A 14,548-nucleotide genomic window follows, 5' to 3' on the forward strand; every position below is an offset into this window, starting at 1 on the left:
CGCCGATAAGCAGGCACTCTCGCACTTCCTTATCCTTTATCTCGTCGGAGGCACTCCAGTCTGCACGTCGATGGGCAAGGCGCTTCCGCTTTTCTTATTTGCGGCCATATATTCGGTAAAATGGCACAGTTCTTTCACAATCAAGCCGATTGTTTTTGATAAGGTGGATGTATATGATATAAAATGAGGCTGGTGATCAAAAAATGCAGCAAATAAATTTATTTCTTGCTTTTGGAGCGGGATTTTTATCTTTCATATCGCCTTGTGCGCTTCCTTTATATCCGGCATTCCTGTCTTACATCACTGGAATGACTGTGAACGAGATGAAGGAAGAGCGGGGGATATTTAAAAAGAAAGCCTTTATACATACGATCCTGTTTTTAGTTGGGTTTTCCATCATCTTTTTGGCCCTGGGCTTAACGTCCACCATCTTTGAAGAGATTTTTCTCAAGTATCAAGACCTTCTTAGACAAGTAGGGGCCATCGTATTGGTGTTTTTCGGATTGGTATTGACGGGTATCTTAGGTTTTAATTTTTTGAATATGGAAAAGAAGATTCAGTTTCAAAGCAGGCCGACAGGTTATTTGGGATCTGTCCTGATTGGAATTGCGTTTGCCGCTGGCTGGACCCCGTGCACAGGACCTATTTTAGTGGGAGTGGCCACGATGGTCGCTCAGAACCCTGGAAAGGGACTCATTTACATGGGAGCCTATGTGCTTGGCTTTTCCATTCCATTTCTCCTGATGTCCTTATTCTTGGACAAGATGACATTTCTGAAAAAAAATGGACAGCGCTTTATGAAGATTGGCGGTTACTTGATGATCATCATCGGAATTTTGTTGTTTTTTGATTGGATGCAACTGATTATCTCGATTTTGCAACCTTTATTCGGCGATTTTACAGGGTTTTAAATAAGTCACGAATTTTCCAATATTTAAAGCAAGTCCCGCAAACGTGCGGGGCTTTTTCTATGGTACGATAAAAGAAAAAGGGGTGCTTCTGATGACTGCTATTCAGAGAGACCGCCGATTTTACTTTCTGCTGTTTTTGCTTTTTCTCGTTCTTGGCTCCAACACGTTATTGTACCGCTCACCTCTGAGCCCGCTCGTTCTCCCCGCTGATGCAAATTGGGTTGTCGTCGGCTCATTGATTGACTTGGCCGTCGTGGCACCGCTCCTTATTTTGTTTTTGAAGCGCGGGAAAAAGATAACGGTAAAATCATTCATTGGCTGGATGGTTTCCGGACTTGTATTTGCAAGGTTCCTTATTCCGAGTGCTTATTTCGAACCATTTACTTACGTTCCGCTTGCCGCTATCGGTGTTGAGGTTCTCATTCTTTTGGCCGAGCTGGGTCTGGTTGCATTGCTCATTTGGCGCCTGCCTGGCATTATCCGCTGGATCAAATCACATAACGGAAGCCTATTGTTTTCACTTCCGTCCGCTGTGGAGAAGCGGGTGGGAAATCACATTCTTCTGCGAATTCTTGCCGCGGAGTTTGTAATGTTCTATTATGCATTCGCTTCCTGGAAGAAGAAAGCGCCGGCAGGAGAACCTTATTTTTCACTGCATCAAAAATCAAGCCTCATTGCATTTTACATCATGCTCATCCATGCCATCATCATAGAAACGGCGGCCATCCATTGGCTTATTCATGAAAAGTCGGTTATCATTTCGATCATATTGCTTCTTTTAAATATATACACTGTCATATTTTTTATCGGGGATATTCAGGCAATAAGATTAAACCCGCTTTTTGTCCGGCAAGATAAGATTTATGTTTCTCTTGGGCTCGGCAAACGGATGGTCATTCCGATGGAAGAAATCAAAGAAATAAAGTGGGCAGGGAGGCGGAGGAAGAGAAAATCAACTCCAAAGAGACGATTGAGTTCGTTGCAAAGGACTTTGAAACACTGCCGCCGCATTGCATCATCGAATTCAAACGCCCACTTGCCGCAAGTCTATTTTTAGGCTTTAAGAAAAATTACATGAAAACGGCGATCCGTCTGGATGAACCGGACCGGTTCCGTGCGCTGCTCGATAAAGAACGCTGATTGTCTGTTAACGCATTTCGGCTCACTCTGTACCTTGATAAACGTCACACTCTGTTCTTCCCATAAACGTAATCATCCCAGCCAATCTTATGGATTGACCGGGATGATCATTTTTTAATATCAGTAAAAGCATACAGCTCCAATGATGATAAGCAGGATGAACAGTACTACGATGAGCGCAAAACCGCCGCCGTATCCGAAACCGCCGCCATATCCGCAGCCATATCCGCAGCCGCCAAAGCCGCCATATCCAAACAAATGACTCACCTCTTTCCCTCAATGTCCCGTAAGCAAGGCATTTAGGATCAACCTTTGCTGGGCCTCACCATAAAATATGCATTTGTGCCGCTTGTGGAAGGGTATTCACCCATTTTTCATTTTTTACTGTGATTATTTTAAAAGGGAACCTCATGAACTACTCCGCTTCACTGCTGCTTTCTTCTTCTGCGGGTACCGGACGCGGTCTTCCCCAAAGGAATCCCCATGGATCCCTATCCAGTGCTTCTCTTTCCTTCTGGGGTTCCCGAATGAAATCGACATTTTGGGCATGGATCACCAAATTCTCCACTTTAATGACCTTTTCTTTTTTTTCTTTAGACATCGCTATCCTCCTCTCTGCCAGCTGGGTGATTCTTTTTTATTCTATTCAGATGGTTTTTTTGTGTATAGGCGAAAGAAAAAAATTACCCAACAAAAAAACGCCCAAACAATTGGACGCTTCCATTAACATGCTCAGGCTGAGGAGGCAGCTTCCGAACAGGAGACTGCTGATATTTTCATTGTTAAAACAAACCTGCTTCTAGTGCTGCTTCAAAGCTTTTGCGGGTAAACTGGAAAGGATTGCCGACATTTTCCCAGTGCATGTACATCAAACGGGGGCGATCAAACAACCAGTGGTTGTGAACGGCTGTTACAATCAACCCTCTTTTCCTCAAGGCTGTCATAAATCTGTTGATTTTGAAGGATGACCGTTTCACCAAGATTCAAAGTCTGTCCGCCCTGGTTATTTTCAAAAGAGAGTGCAAAGGGAAGTGCTAATGGTGATCGTGTCTTTCGATTCAAAATGGAGGCGTTAATGTTTCTTAGCCTTTGTACGACGCAGACCGGTGCTGCTGTGATGACCTCTCCGCCGATAATATCCGCCAAGCGCTGACAAGTTGACATCTTTTCTTCCTCCTTTCGATTTGTTGCTGCATTATATGCGAAGGAGGAAGAGCTTGTATAGATTTCAAACTAATAGAGAAGCAAGTTGGATGATTGAAACAAAAAAACAGGGGAGAAAAGTGATTGCCACTTTCGTCCCCTGATTTTTATTGGAACATTATCTGTTAGCGTAAAACTCCTTCGCTTTTTCCATGTATATATTATCCTCCGGAAGCAATTCTTCTTCATGATAGATTGCTTCTACAGGACAAACGGCCTGGCATGCGCCGCAGTCAATGCAAATGTCCGGATCGATGAAGAACATTTCTTCTCCTTCTTCGATACAATCCACAGGACATACATCGACACATTCGCCGAATTTTTCACCGATACAAGGAGCTGTAATTACATAAGCCATTTAATAACCACCCTTTACTAATGTATGAAAAAATATAGGCATATGCGCCAATACTTCAGTTAAAAATCAAACTACTGCTAATATAGCAGACATGGACATCAGTTTCAATGTATCAAGACCGATTGCCACAAAGTATTCGATGGGAATTTTATGAAAGAGGAAGCAGATTGGGTGCTTTCACTTGACAAGTGCTGAGTTATTCCATACATTAAAATTAATACATGAACATATGATCATATAAAGAGTGGAAGTGGGAAAATCTATGGATAATGATTTAAAAAATGACTATCCTGGTGAATTGGATGAAGAAACATTATTGACTGTTTCGCAAATTTTCAAAGCGTTGGGGGATCCGACAAGGATCCGGATTTTGCATCTGCTGTCAGAACGAGAATTTTCGGTAAGCGAAATTGCTGAAAGCTTGAGTTTGCAGCAGTCTACGGTCTCTCACCAGCTTCGGACGTTGAAAAATTTGCGGCTTGTGAAATATAGAAGGGAAGGTACGAGCATTTATTATTCCCATGATGATGAACATGTCATGAACTTACTGGAGCAGACAATCAATCACGCCAAGCATTGAGCATCTCGGATGGAGGTTTTGAAAATGGCTGAATACCGGCTGCAGGGGCTTTCATGCGCGAATTGTGCGAGGGAGCTTGAAGAGGAAATACAGAAATTGAATCATGGGGAGGATGCAAAAGTCCTGTTCAATTCAAGTAAATTGGTTGTGTCAGAGGAGATTGAATTAAATAAGGTTGAAAAGATTTTGGCGGGCGACGGGGCTTCGATTGTAAAAGAAGAAGAGCATGAACACGATCAGGGAACCGGACGCAAGCTGTTATTTTTGATCGGCACTTCTGCTATTTTGTATTTTGCTGCCATGATTTTTGAAAAAGCATTGCCGGGGTGGCCGGCTGTCGTCCTTTATGTGGCTGCGGCGGCATTGAGCGGATACTCGACGTTTTTAAAAGGATTGAAAAATCTTTTTAAGTTCAAATTCAATATCGATACACTCATGACGATCGCATTGATCGGGGCGTTTGGAATCGGCGAGTGGAAAGAAGGGACCCTTGTTGCGATTCTGTTCGGGATCAATGAATACTTGGAAGGCCTTGGAATGGAAAAGGCCCGAAAATCAATGGAAACACTCCTGGATGCAGCGCCGAAGGAAGCGATTGTCCTTAGAGGGGGACAAGAAAAAGTATTGCCTGTAGCAGAATTGAAAACAGATGATATCGTTCTTGTGAAATCGGGCCAAAAAATTCCATCGGACGGAGTTGTCATTGACGGAAGCAGTTCTGTCAATGAAGCTGCCATAACAGGGGAGTCCATGCCTGTCGATAAAGCAGCAGGGGAGCCTGTTTTTGGCGGTAGCATCAACAACGAGGGCGTTTTGAAAGTGAGAATTACTAAATCTTACGAGGATTCTTCGCTTGCGAAAATTCTCCATCTGGTGGAAGAAGCACAAGAAACGAAAACCCCGACAGAGCAGTTCATCAACAAGTTCGCCAAATACTATACCCCTTTGATCATGGTGGTCGCGGCTGGCGTCATGGCGGTTCCTCCGCTATTTGGCGGTGACTGGGGAAGCTGGTTTTACCAAGGACTTGCCGTATTGATTGTCGGATGTCCATGCGCTTTGATCATTTCTTCTCCGATTGCGATCATCTCGGGGATTACACGCAATGCCCGAAATGGAATTTTAGTGAAGGGCGGAGTCTTTTTAGAGCAGCTCGGACAAATTGAAACAATCGCTTTCGATAAGACAGGGACTTTGACTAAAGGCGAGCCTCATGTGGAAAAAGTGATTGCTTATCACGAAGAGGAATTTTTTAAAGTGGCGGGTTCCATTGAAAGATCCTCTTCTCATCCTTTGGCTAAAGCAGTCATGAAAGAAGTGGAAAAACATGATATTTCGTTGGAAGAGCCTGACAATATCACGACGATTGCCGGGCAGGGAGTCGAAGCCTCCGTATCGGGCAAACTGTATCGTCTTGGCAATGAAGCGAGCATTCCTTCCGGTGCAGTCAACGGTGAAATTCGTGCGGATATCGACCAGTTGAAAAATGCAGGATATACGCTTGTAGCCGTTTCAGATGATTCACGTGTTCTCGGATTGTTTGGGATCGCTGATGAAATACGCCCCGAGAGCAGAGACGTAATCCAGCAATTGTATCAAGCGGGTGTACAGAAGACGGTTATGTTGACAGGAGATCATGAAAAAACGGCAAAAAAAGTGGCTGACGCCGTCGGATTAACCGACTTTTACGCCAATTTGCTGCCCGATCAGAAAGTGGAGAAAATCAACGATCTGATCCATGAAAGGAAAACAGCGATGGTTGGGGATGGCATCAACGACGCTCCTGCTTTGGCTGTCGCCGATCTTGGAATTGCGATGGGCAAAGGGACCGACAGCGCTATTGAAACTGCTGATATCGTATTAATGCAAGATCACTTGGGCAAGCTGCCCAGCGCCATCAAAATTGCTAAACGGGTAAATTCCATTATCAAGTTGAATATTTCTTTGGCTCTTGGCTTGAAGCTTATTGCCCTGCTGTTGACCATTCCAGGCCTCCTCACATTATGGATCGCCATCCTTTCGGATATGGGCGCCACGATCATTGTCACGCTGATCAGCCTGACGATTTTGATTGACAAGACAGGCGGCAGCGTGCACTCTAAATCAGGAGGCTTGTGAAAATGGAACGAATTCTAGTTGTGGAAGATGAGCCGTCAATTGTGACATTGCTTCAATATAACCTGGAAAAGGCAGGTTTCTCCGTGCTGACGGCTTCGGACGGCAATGAAGGGTTGAAAAAAGCCATGGAAGAGCAGCCGGATCTGATGATTTTGGATTTGATGCTTCCTGGAATGGACGGAATGGATATATGCAAAACCCTTCGCCAGGAAAAAGTGGATACCCCGATACTAATGCTCACAGCCCGTGGCGATGAATTTGACAAAGTGCTCGGGCTCGAGCTCGGGGCGGATGATTATTTGACAAAACCTTTCAGTCCGCGTGAAGTCGTCGCACGGGTGAAAGCTATTTTGCGAAGGACCAAACCTTTCGAAGAAGGCAGAGCAGCATCGGACAAGGCTCCCGAACCAGTGGTGGAATTGGGACAGGTTACGATTTACCCTGAAAGGTACGAAGCATTGCTGGATGGGGAACGACTGGAGCTGACTCCAAAGGAGTTTGAACTTTTATTGTATCTTGCTTCAAATGAAGGGAAAGTATTGAGCAGAACGCAGCTTTTGGATGCCATCTGGAATTACGACTTTGTAGGGGATTCCAGGATCGTCGATGTCCATATCAGCAATTTGCGGGAAAAAATCGAAGAAGATACACGGCATCCCCGCTATATTAAAACAATCCGTGGATTCGGCTATAAAATGGTGAGGCCTTAAGGATGCATAAGCTTTGGGTGCGCATTACGTTCTCTTTTTTGCTGCTCATGTTTTTCGCCTTGCTCGGATCCGGCCTTTTTTTGGCCAACACAATGAAAAATACATATATGGATTTGAAAGAGAGCCAGCTCAAACAAACAGCCCATCTTATTTTACAGGCATTGGAGCTGGAAGGGCTTGAGCAGGAAGGCCTGCAGTCAAAAGTTAAGGAATTATCCGCACCGGTGACATCACGGGTAACGGTCATCGACCGTAATGGAAAAGTATTGGCTGACTCGGAAGACGACCCTGCGTTCATGGAAAATCACTTGGACCGTCCTGAAGTCAAGCAAGTCATAGACAAGGGGAAGGAATCCGGCATATCAACGAGATACAGCCACACCCTCGGTTACAGTATGATGTATGCGGCCATCCCCGTGGAAATCAATGGAGAGGTTGAAGGCGTTGTAAGGGTGGCCCTTTCTCTCGAAAACATTGAAAAAGCAATCAGGCATTTAAGGAACACATTGACAATCGTTCTTTTAGCCGCACTGCTGCTGACGGCATTGATTGGAATCAGAATCGCCAAAGGCATCGCAAAGCCCGTTGAAGAAATGATGCTCGTATCCGAAAAGTTGAAAGACAAGGATTACACCGCGAGGGTCCGGATGCAGCCCAAAGGGGAATTGGGGCAGCTTGCCAATGCTATCAACGTACTTGCTGCCAGTCTGAAAAGCCAAATGGAAAAAATCCAGGAAAACGAGCAGCAGCTTTCAGGAGTTTTACGGAATATGATGAGCGGCGTGCTTCTTGTGGACAAGAACGGAAAAATTTTATTGGCCAATCGGGCGATTGGCTGCATGCTTAATGCGGATCCATTAGCATTTACAGGAAAGCAGCATGTGGAAATCGTCAAAAATGCAGGCCTGAGCCGGCTGATCGATCGCTGCCTGAATGAACAATCGGAAATCAGGGATGAAATCCAATTTTATTATCCGGACGAACGGATACTGGATGCGCACCTTGCGCCATATGTTGGAGAAAACGGCGAGCTAAAGGGGATTGTGGCGGTACTTCATGACATAACAGACATCCGCCGCCTTGAAAAAATGAGAAGCGAATTTATCGCTAATGTTTCCCACGAATTGAAAACGCCGATCACTTCCGTCAAAGGTTTTACGGAAACGTTGCTTGACGGCGCAATGGAGGATGAAGAGGCGCTGCATCATTTCCTCGGCATCATCCATAAAGAAAGTGAGCGGCTCCATCGTCTGATCAATGATATCCTTCATCTGTCGAAGATCGAACAGCATATGATCCCGCTGGAGATGGAAAATGTCAACGTGGCGGAAGTTGTAGACCGTGTCGCTGATACAGTCAGAAAAGATGTCGAGAAAAAAGGATTGGAACTTCTATTGCCGGCAGAACGCGAGATTTGGATCGAGGGGCAAAAGGACCGGATTCAGCAAATCATTCTGAACCTGGTCTCAAACGCAGTCTCCTATACTCCGGCTGGCGGGAAAATTACTGTTTCGATTGCGGACAGGGGAGACCGGATCGCAATCAGCGTCAAAGATACAGGAATCGGAATCGCCCAAAAAGATTTGCCGCGGTTGTTTGAGCGTTTTTACAGAGTGGACAAGGGGAGATCCCGGAATTCGGGAGGAACCGGCCTTGGCCTGGCGATTGTGAAACATCTGGTGGAATCACATAACGGAAAAATTGAAGTCGAAAGTGAAGAAGGCAGGGGAACGGAATTTACCGTTATCCTGCCGAAGAAACAATGATCCTCGCACCCGGAAAGGGAGCGGGGTTTTTTTGTCAGAAACATGCATGGAATCTGAAGGAATGAGGGAGTGCATGGGATTCCGGGAAGTCTACTAAATATTCACCCCCATTTTTAAAATCATCTTTACATAATCTTTACATTGCGTTCATCGAAAGTTGATATAGGGAGAGTAATATATTCATTGAAATCGAACAAAGAATATTAGGGGGAAAATGACGAATGAAATGGAAATCCGCGTTTGCGACAGTCACCTTATCTTCAGCTCTATTATTTGCCGGGTGTGGAAATGGTGACGGCAGTGCTAAAGAAAATGAGAACAATACTTCGAAAGTGGAAGAGACATCCAATGATAAGTTGACGGGTTCCGTCGGCATTGATGGATCTTCGACTGTTTTCCCGATCATGGAAGCAGTATCTGAGGAATTTGCTGCGGAGCAGCCGGATGTCAAGGCGCCGGTGGGAGTTTCAGGAACCGGAGGCGGATTTAAGAAATTCATTGCAGGAGAAACGGATATAAGCAATGCCTCACGTCCGATAAAAGATGAAGAGGAGAAGCTGCTGGAAGAAGCGGGCATTGATTATACAGAATTCGAAATCGCCTATGACGGTATATCTGTCGTAGTAAACAAAGATAACGACTTTGTCGATCAGCTGACTATTGATGAATTGAAAAAAATGTGGCTGGAAGACGGTAATGTGAAAACATGGGCAGATGTCCGTGACGGTTGGCCAAAAGAGCCGGTTACTTTCTTCAGTCCAGGTACAGACTCCGGTACGTATGATTACTGGAATGAAGTGATCCTCGAAGATGGGCAGATGAGAAAAGACGCTACATTATCTGAAGATGACAATGTGCTTGTACAAGGTGTAATGGGAGACAAAGGCGGAATCGGATTTTTCGGCTTCTCGTATTATGTTGAAAATAAGGACAACCTAAAGGTTGTGCCGATCGTCAACAGTAAAGGAGAGGCAGTCACTCCTGACCATGACACGATCATGAATGGCGTATATGAGCCGCTTTCCCGTCCGCTATACTTCTATGTTAGCAACGAAGCATTAACAGGGAAACCGCAAGTTTACGAGTATGTGAAATTTGCCCTTGAAAATGCCGGAACCCTGGCTGAAGAAGTTGGATACATCAGCCTTAAAGACGATGAATATAAGGCCGCACTTGAAAAATTGGAAGAAGTTTCAAAGTAATATGATCAGGCGAGGGGGAGTCCCCTCTCCCTTTACTATGAAAATAGTGAGGAGTTTTCCTTATGGAGTTAAAAGCGGAAAGAAAATCAGTTTCCGTACTCATTGAAGAAAATAAAAGAAAATCCAGGTTTAAGCAAGGGATGATTGAAAAATGCGTTCCTATTTTTCTTTTTATAATGGCAGCTATTTCCATTTTAACTACGATTGGGATTGTCATTACATTACTGGTGGAAACCATTACGTTTTTTGAACGTGTTCACATAATAGAATTTCTTACCAGCAAAGAATGGTTCCCGTTTTTCGAAGCTGATCCTCAATATGGTATAGCGCCACTGATTTCAGGTACCTTGCTTGTTGCTGCCATAGCCATGGTTGTTGCGGTTCCGATCGGTCTTGCGACAGCCGTTTATTTAAGTGAGTATGCCAGTGATCGGGTCAGGAAAATCGTTAAGCCCATTTTGGAAGTCCTGGCCGGAATTCCAACCATCGTATATGGTTTTTTTGCTTTGACCTTTGTCACGCCTCTTTTACAAAAAATTATACCGGACTTGCAATTTTTCAATGCATTAAGTCCGGGAATTGTTGTGGGCATCATGATCATTCCGATGATTGCATCCCTTTCCGAAGATGCCATGAGCTCAGTTCCGCGATCCATGAGGGAAGGCGCGTTGGCGCTGGGATCAACCAAACTGGAAGTGTCGCTAAAAGTGGTCTTGCCTGCTGCATTGTCCGGAATTGTCGCTTCGTGTGTATTGGGGATCTCCCGTGCGATCGGTGAAACGATGATCGTCACAATTGCAGGCGGTTCAAAACCGAACCTGACCTTTGATCCGACGGAAACGATTCAGACGATGACCGCCTATATTGTGCAGGTGAGTCTGGGGGATGCCTCATATGGCTCCACCATTTACTACAGCATTTATGCGGTCGGGATGGCGCTGTTCATTTTTACTCTCGTCATGAACATCATAGCCCAATGGATCTCCAGGCGCTTTAGGGAGGAATACTGATGGAATGGATAAATGGTGAAAAGATAGCAAAAAGGACCGGCTTCCGCCTTATGAAAAACCGATTGTCAAAGTGGCTGTTCATGCTTGCCGCATCGGTCGGATTGCTTGTATTGGGAATATTGATTTACCGGATATTTTCCCAAGGGTACAGCTATTTGGATCTCGATTTCTTTACAAGCTTCGCTTCACGGAGGCCCGAAGAGGCGGGCATCAAAGCCGCCATATTTGGGACGATTTGGCTGATGGCCATTACAGGTCCTGTTTCTATCGTGTTAGGCGTTGGGTGTGCCATCTATCTCGAACTGTATGCGAAGAAAAGCAGGTTTACCCGATTTATTCAAATGAATATATCCAATTTGGCCGGAGTTCCGTCCATCGTTTTCGGTTTGTTGGGATTGACTGTATTTGTCCGGATGATGGAAATGGGAAGGAGCGTGCTTGCCGGTGGATTGACCATGAGCCTTTTGATTCTTCCCATTATTGTCGTAGCTTCGCAAGAAGCAATCCGCGCTGTCCCTAAAGAATTGCAGGAGGCGTCATACGGAATGGGAGCTACAAAATGGCAAACGGTCCGCCATGTCATTTTGCCGGCGGCGATTCCGGGTATATTGACAGGGGGAATATTGGCATTATCACGTGCAGTCGGGGAAACGGCTCCGCTCATTATGATCGGGGCATTGACATTTGTCGCTTTTGTTCCTGAAAGTATTTGGTCAGGGTTTACCGTCATGCCTATTCAAATTTTCAACTGGACCAGCAGACCCCAGGCAGCATTTCATGATGTAGCGGCAGCCGGAATCATTGTACTGCTTCTCATGCTCCTTTTGATGAATTCCATAGCTATTATCATAAGAAATAAATTTTCCAAGCGTTATTAATGGGAGGGATGATTTTGATTACAACATTGGCCAGGGAAGAACAAACAGTCAAACCGGATATCCAGGTGCAGAAGAATCATGTTTTTCAAGCGGAAAATTTTAACCTCTGGTACGGAGAAAAGCAAGCCTTGAAAAATATTGATTTTGACATTGCGGAGAATGAGGTCACAGCGATCATCGGACCATCCGGATGTGGAAAATCGACATTCATCAAAGCCCTTAACCGGATGGTAGAGCTTGTTCCTTCTGTGAAAATGTCCGGCAGGCTGCTGTATAGAGGCAGCAATATTCTGGACAATCAGTTCGGAGTCGAAGAATTGAGGACAAAAGTGGGGATGGTGTTTCAAAAACCAAATCCGTTTCCAAAATCCATTTATGAGAACGTTGTTTATGGCCCTCGGATCCATGGTATCCGGGACAAGAAAATATTGAATGAAATTGTGGAAAAAAGCTTGCAGGGCGCTGCGCTTTGGGATGAAGTGAAAGACCGGCTGAATGAAAATGCCTACGGACTTTCCGGGGGACAGCAGCAGCGGCTTTGCATCGCCAGATGCCTTGCGATTGAACCGGATGTCATATTGATGGATGAACCGACTTCGGCTCTTGACCCGATTTCCACTTTAAAAGTGGAAGAGCTTGTCCAGGAATTGAAGGAAAACTTCAGCATCATTATTGTAACGCACAACATGCAGCAGGCGGCACGCATCTCGGATAAAACCGCCTTTTTCTTAAATGGGGAACTGGTTGAGTTCAACAAAACGTCGGCCATGTTCTCCAATCCGGATGACAAAAGGACGGAAGACTATATAACAGGCCGATTTGGATAGAAGATAAATAATAAGGAGGCTGGCAGATGGCAGTCAGAAACCAATTTGATGAGCAGTTGCAAAACCTGCACCATCAGCTGCTCACAATGGGAATGCTGGTGGAAGAGGCCCTTCATCAAGGGGTGAGGGCATTGGTTGATAAAAATGTAAAGCTTGCTCAAGAAGTGATCGACGGCGACAGGGAAATCAATGATGCGGAAATGGAAATCGAAAGAAAATGCTTTACATTGATCGCTTTGCAGCAGCCGGTGGGAAGCGACCTTCGAAGGATTGCGACCACTCTTAAGGTGTCGACAGACCTTGAACGGATAGCGGACCATGCTGTGAGCATCGCCAAAACGACCGTAAGGCTGCAGGGAGAAGCTTACGCAAAACCACTTATCGATATTCCGAAAATGGGGAAACTGGTTCAGGAAATGGTGCGTGACGCGTTGGACGCCTACATCCGGATGGATAAGGATGAGGCAAAAATCATTGCGGACCGCGATGATCAGGTGGATGCTCTGTATAAAAAGATTTTTACAGACCTTGTTGGACTGATGATGCACGATCAGTCACTGATCAATCAAGCAACGCACCTTCTGCTTACTGCACAATATTTGGAACGGATCGGCGATTATGTCACCAATATTTGTGAGTGGATTGTATATATGGACTCGGGCAAGAAAGTGGAGCTGAATCAATAGCATTGAAGGGCTTTTTCCGATGGGAAAAGTCCTTTTGATTTTAAATGCGAATGCCTTCATGATACAATCTTTCGAAATAAGAAAGCAGCAGGTGATTCAAATGGGGATCCATCATTATTTTAAAAGTTTGTCTGATTTGGAGAAAATCTACCGTTGCCCCGGAAAGTTCAAATTTCAGGAACATTCCGTGGCCAGCCATTCATTCAAAGTGACGAAAATCGCCCAGTTTTTGGGAACTGTCGAGGAAATGGATGGCCAGACAGTCGATTGGCGGCTTTTATACGAAAAAGCGCTGAATCATGATTATGCCGAACTTTTTACCGGTGACATCAAAACACCGGTTAAATATGCCTCCAAAGAATTGAAGCGCCTTTTCAATGAAGTGGAGGAAGAAATGACAAGAAAGTTCGTGGAGAAGGAATTTCCGCCGGAATTCCAGAAAATTTATTTGGGACGTTTCAAGGAAGGGAAAGACGATACGCTGGAAGGGCGGATTTTGGCGGTTGCAGATAAAATCGACCTTTTGTATGAATCGTTCGGAGAGATCCAGAAAGAAAACCCGGAGCCGCTGTTCATGGAAATTTACGAAGAGGCATTAAGCACGATCCTTCTTTTCAAAGATATGAAGTGCGTCCAATATTTCCTTGATGAGATCTTGCCGGAAATGCTCCGTGAACGTTTCATTGAGCAAAGTGAATTGACGGCCATCACCGAAAGAATGATTGAAGAAAGCAGGAATCGGTGAAAAAGGGACTTGCACTTTTCGGCGTTTTCGGAAAAACTAATAGATAAGACTTGCAGTTTATACATGGGGGATCGCCATGATAGATAAAATCTTATCCGCAATATTTCTGCCGGCTTTAATGATGATTTTCTTCGTACGGATAACGTACAGCCGCCTTGTTTCCTTTCTTTTGGTCGTCGCGTTGATCATCGTTTCGGCATACAACGGATACTTGCATAAATGGTGGCTGATCATCATTGAGGCGGCTTCTCTCACATTAGGACTGTTTATCGTCAATCAAATGAAAGAAAAAAGGAGAAAGAAAGACACTTCATGACCTGGCGTGTGGCTGGAAATGGGAGTGTCTTTTTTTCTGAGTAAGCGTACAATGTCAAATACTTTTTTCAAGTTTTAGAGTAACTCAAAGACACCTAC

17 protein-coding genes and 1 pseudogene are annotated in these 14,548 nt (G+C 44.9%); 14 read left to right on the forward strand and 4 right to left on the reverse strand.

What is annotated here, in order from left to right:
• From FS666_RS19935 to FS666_RS17315, 3 genes are all read left to right on the forward strand, one after another.
• Nucleotides 1–187 (forward strand): hypothetical protein (locus tag FS666_RS19935; protein WP_186306608.1); only part of this gene is annotated, 187 nt, incomplete at its 5' end.
• A 16-nt stretch (nt 188–203) separates the two neighbouring features.
• A complete protein-coding gene (locus FS666_RS17310) occupies nt 204–911 on the forward strand; it encodes a cytochrome c biogenesis CcdA family protein (RefSeq protein ID WP_144463561.1) in 708 nt (235 codons plus the stop codon).
• A gap of 91 nt (nt 912–1,002) precedes the next feature.
• Nucleotides 1,003–1,968 carry a beta-carotene 15,15'-monooxygenase gene (locus tag FS666_RS17315; RefSeq protein WP_144463560.1) on the forward strand — a complete coding sequence of 322 codons (966 nt, stop codon included), beginning with the start codon at nt 1,003–1,005 and terminating at the stop codon, nt 1,966–1,968.
• Between the two features lie 203 nt (nt 1,969–2,171).
• Here the strand turns inward: FS666_RS17315 and FS666_RS17320 are convergent, their stop codons facing one another.
• From FS666_RS17320 to FS666_RS17335, 4 genes and pseudogenes are all read right to left on the reverse strand, one after another.
• Nucleotides 2,172–2,309 carry a YjcZ family sporulation protein gene (locus tag FS666_RS17320; RefSeq protein WP_144463563.1) on the reverse strand — a complete coding sequence of 46 codons (138 nt, stop codon included), beginning with the start codon at nt 2,307–2,309 and terminating at the stop codon, nt 2,172–2,174.
• A 157-nt stretch (nt 2,310–2,466) separates the two neighbouring features.
• Nucleotides 2,467–2,652: a hypothetical protein gene (locus FS666_RS17325; RefSeq protein WP_144463559.1), complete on the reverse strand. Its 186-nt coding sequence runs from the start codon at nt 2,650–2,652 to the stop codon at nt 2,467–2,469.
• Nucleotides 2,653–2,833: 181 nt separating this feature from the next.
• A pseudogene (locus FS666_RS17330) lies at nt 2,834–3,215 on the reverse strand (DUF1259 domain-containing protein).
• A gap of 157 nt (nt 3,216–3,372) precedes the next feature.
• Nucleotides 3,373–3,612 carry a 4Fe-4S ferredoxin gene (locus tag FS666_RS17335; protein ID WP_120071193.1) on the reverse strand — a complete coding sequence of 80 codons (240 nt, stop codon included), beginning with the start codon at nt 3,610–3,612 and terminating at the stop codon, nt 3,373–3,375.
• 262 nt (nt 3,613–3,874) lie between these two features.
• Between FS666_RS17335 and FS666_RS17340 the strand changes: the two genes are divergently transcribed.
• The 11 genes from FS666_RS17340 to FS666_RS17390 all read left to right on the forward strand — a co-directional run bounded on the left by FS666_RS17340 (nt 3,875) and on the right by FS666_RS17390 (nt 14,450).
• Nucleotides 3,875–4,192 carry an ArsR/SmtB family transcription factor gene (locus tag FS666_RS17340; RefSeq protein WP_144463558.1) on the forward strand — a complete coding sequence of 106 codons (318 nt, stop codon included), beginning with the start codon at nt 3,875–3,877 and terminating at the stop codon, nt 4,190–4,192.
• A 24-nt stretch (nt 4,193–4,216) separates the two neighbouring features.
• Nucleotides 4,217–6,310, forward strand: coding sequence for a heavy metal translocating P-type ATPase (locus FS666_RS17345; RefSeq protein WP_144463557.1), 2,094 nt, complete (start codon nt 4,217–4,219; stop codon nt 6,308–6,310).
• A gap of 2 nt (nt 6,311–6,312) precedes the next feature.
• A complete protein-coding gene (locus FS666_RS17350) occupies nt 6,313–7,020 on the forward strand; it encodes a response regulator transcription factor (protein ID WP_144463556.1) in 708 nt (235 codons plus the stop codon).
• A gap of 2 nt (nt 7,021–7,022) precedes the next feature.
• Nucleotides 7,023–8,786: a two-component system histidine kinase PnpS gene (pnpS, locus tag FS666_RS17355; RefSeq protein WP_144463555.1), complete on the forward strand. Its 1,764-nt coding sequence runs from the start codon at nt 7,023–7,025 to the stop codon at nt 8,784–8,786.
• A 221-nt stretch (nt 8,787–9,007) separates the two neighbouring features.
• A complete protein-coding gene (locus tag FS666_RS17360; protein WP_144463554.1) occupies nt 9,008–9,988 on the forward strand; it encodes a PstS family phosphate ABC transporter substrate-binding protein in 981 nt (326 codons plus the stop codon).
• A gap of 62 nt (nt 9,989–10,050) precedes the next feature.
• Nucleotides 10,051–10,998 carry a phosphate ABC transporter permease subunit PstC gene (pstC, locus tag FS666_RS17365; protein ID WP_144463553.1) on the forward strand — a complete coding sequence of 316 codons (948 nt, stop codon included), beginning with the start codon at nt 10,051–10,053 and terminating at the stop codon, nt 10,996–10,998.
• A complete protein-coding gene (gene pstA / locus FS666_RS17370) occupies nt 10,998–11,876 on the forward strand; it encodes a phosphate ABC transporter permease PstA (protein WP_186306609.1) in 879 nt (292 codons plus the stop codon). Before pstC ends, pstA begins: the two co-directional genes overlap by 1 nt.
• Before the next feature lie 8 nt (nt 11,877–11,884).
• Nucleotides 11,885–12,703 (forward strand): phosphate ABC transporter ATP-binding protein PstB, encoded by an 819-nt coding sequence (gene pstB / locus FS666_RS17375; protein ID WP_120071175.1) that lies wholly within the window; start codon nt 11,885–11,887, stop codon nt 12,701–12,703.
• A gap of 26 nt (nt 12,704–12,729) precedes the next feature.
• Nucleotides 12,730–13,389, forward strand: a complete 660-nt coding sequence (gene phoU / locus FS666_RS17380) for a phosphate signaling complex protein PhoU (protein WP_144463551.1) — start codon at nt 12,730–12,732, stop codon at nt 13,387–13,389.
• 100 nt (nt 13,390–13,489) lie between these two features.
• Nucleotides 13,490–14,134 carry an HD domain-containing protein gene (locus FS666_RS17385; protein ID WP_144463562.1) on the forward strand — a complete coding sequence of 215 codons (645 nt, stop codon included), beginning with the start codon at nt 13,490–13,492 and terminating at the stop codon, nt 14,132–14,134.
• Between the two features lie 76 nt (nt 14,135–14,210).
• Nucleotides 14,211–14,450 (forward strand): DUF2198 family protein, encoded by a 240-nt coding sequence (locus FS666_RS17390; protein ID WP_144463550.1) that lies wholly within the window; start codon nt 14,211–14,213, stop codon nt 14,448–14,450.
• Nucleotides 14,451–14,548 lie beyond the last annotated feature (98 nt).

The organism is Siminovitchia fortis (assembly GCF_007681465.1).
In the GTDB taxonomy this organism is placed as follows: domain Bacteria; phylum Bacillota; class Bacilli; order Bacillales; family Bacillaceae_C; genus Siminovitchia; species Siminovitchia fortis.

Coding starts and splice junctions, on each gene's coding strand:
- FS666_RS17310 (WP_144463561.1), top strand. CDS start 204: ATGCAGCAAATAAATTTATTTCTTGCTTTTGGAGCGGGATTTTTATCT.
- FS666_RS17315 (WP_144463560.1), top strand. CDS start 1,003: ATGACTGCTATTCAGAGAGACCGCCGATTTTACTTTCTGCTGTTTTTG.
- FS666_RS17325 (WP_144463559.1), bottom strand. CDS start 2,652: ATGTCTAAAGAAAAAAAAGAAAAGGTCATTAAAGTGGAGAATTTGGTG.
- FS666_RS17335 (WP_120071193.1), bottom strand. CDS start 3,612: ATGGCTTATGTAATTACAGCTCCTTGTATCGGTGAAAAATTCGGCGAA.
- FS666_RS17340 (WP_144463558.1), top strand. CDS start 3,875: ATGGATAATGATTTAAAAAATGACTATCCTGGTGAATTGGATGAAGAA.
- FS666_RS17345 (WP_144463557.1), top strand. CDS start 4,217: ATGGCTGAATACCGGCTGCAGGGGCTTTCATGCGCGAATTGTGCGAGG.
- FS666_RS17350 (WP_144463556.1), top strand. CDS start 6,313: ATGGAACGAATTCTAGTTGTGGAAGATGAGCCGTCAATTGTGACATTG.
- pnpS (WP_144463555.1), top strand. CDS start 7,023: ATGCATAAGCTTTGGGTGCGCATTACGTTCTCTTTTTTGCTGCTCATG.
- FS666_RS17360 (WP_144463554.1), top strand. CDS start 9,008: ATGAAATGGAAATCCGCGTTTGCGACAGTCACCTTATCTTCAGCTCTA.
- pstC (WP_144463553.1), top strand. CDS start 10,051: ATGGAGTTAAAAGCGGAAAGAAAATCAGTTTCCGTACTCATTGAAGAA.
- pstA (WP_186306609.1), top strand. CDS start 10,998: ATGGAATGGATAAATGGTGAAAAGATAGCAAAAAGGACCGGCTTCCGC.
- pstB (WP_120071175.1), top strand. CDS start 11,885: ATGATTTTGATTACAACATTGGCCAGGGAAGAACAAACAGTCAAACCG.
- phoU (WP_144463551.1), top strand. CDS start 12,730: ATGGCAGTCAGAAACCAATTTGATGAGCAGTTGCAAAACCTGCACCAT.
- FS666_RS17385 (WP_144463562.1), top strand. CDS start 13,490: ATGGGGATCCATCATTATTTTAAAAGTTTGTCTGATTTGGAGAAAATC.
- FS666_RS17390 (WP_144463550.1), top strand. CDS start 14,211: ATGATAGATAAAATCTTATCCGCAATATTTCTGCCGGCTTTAATGATG.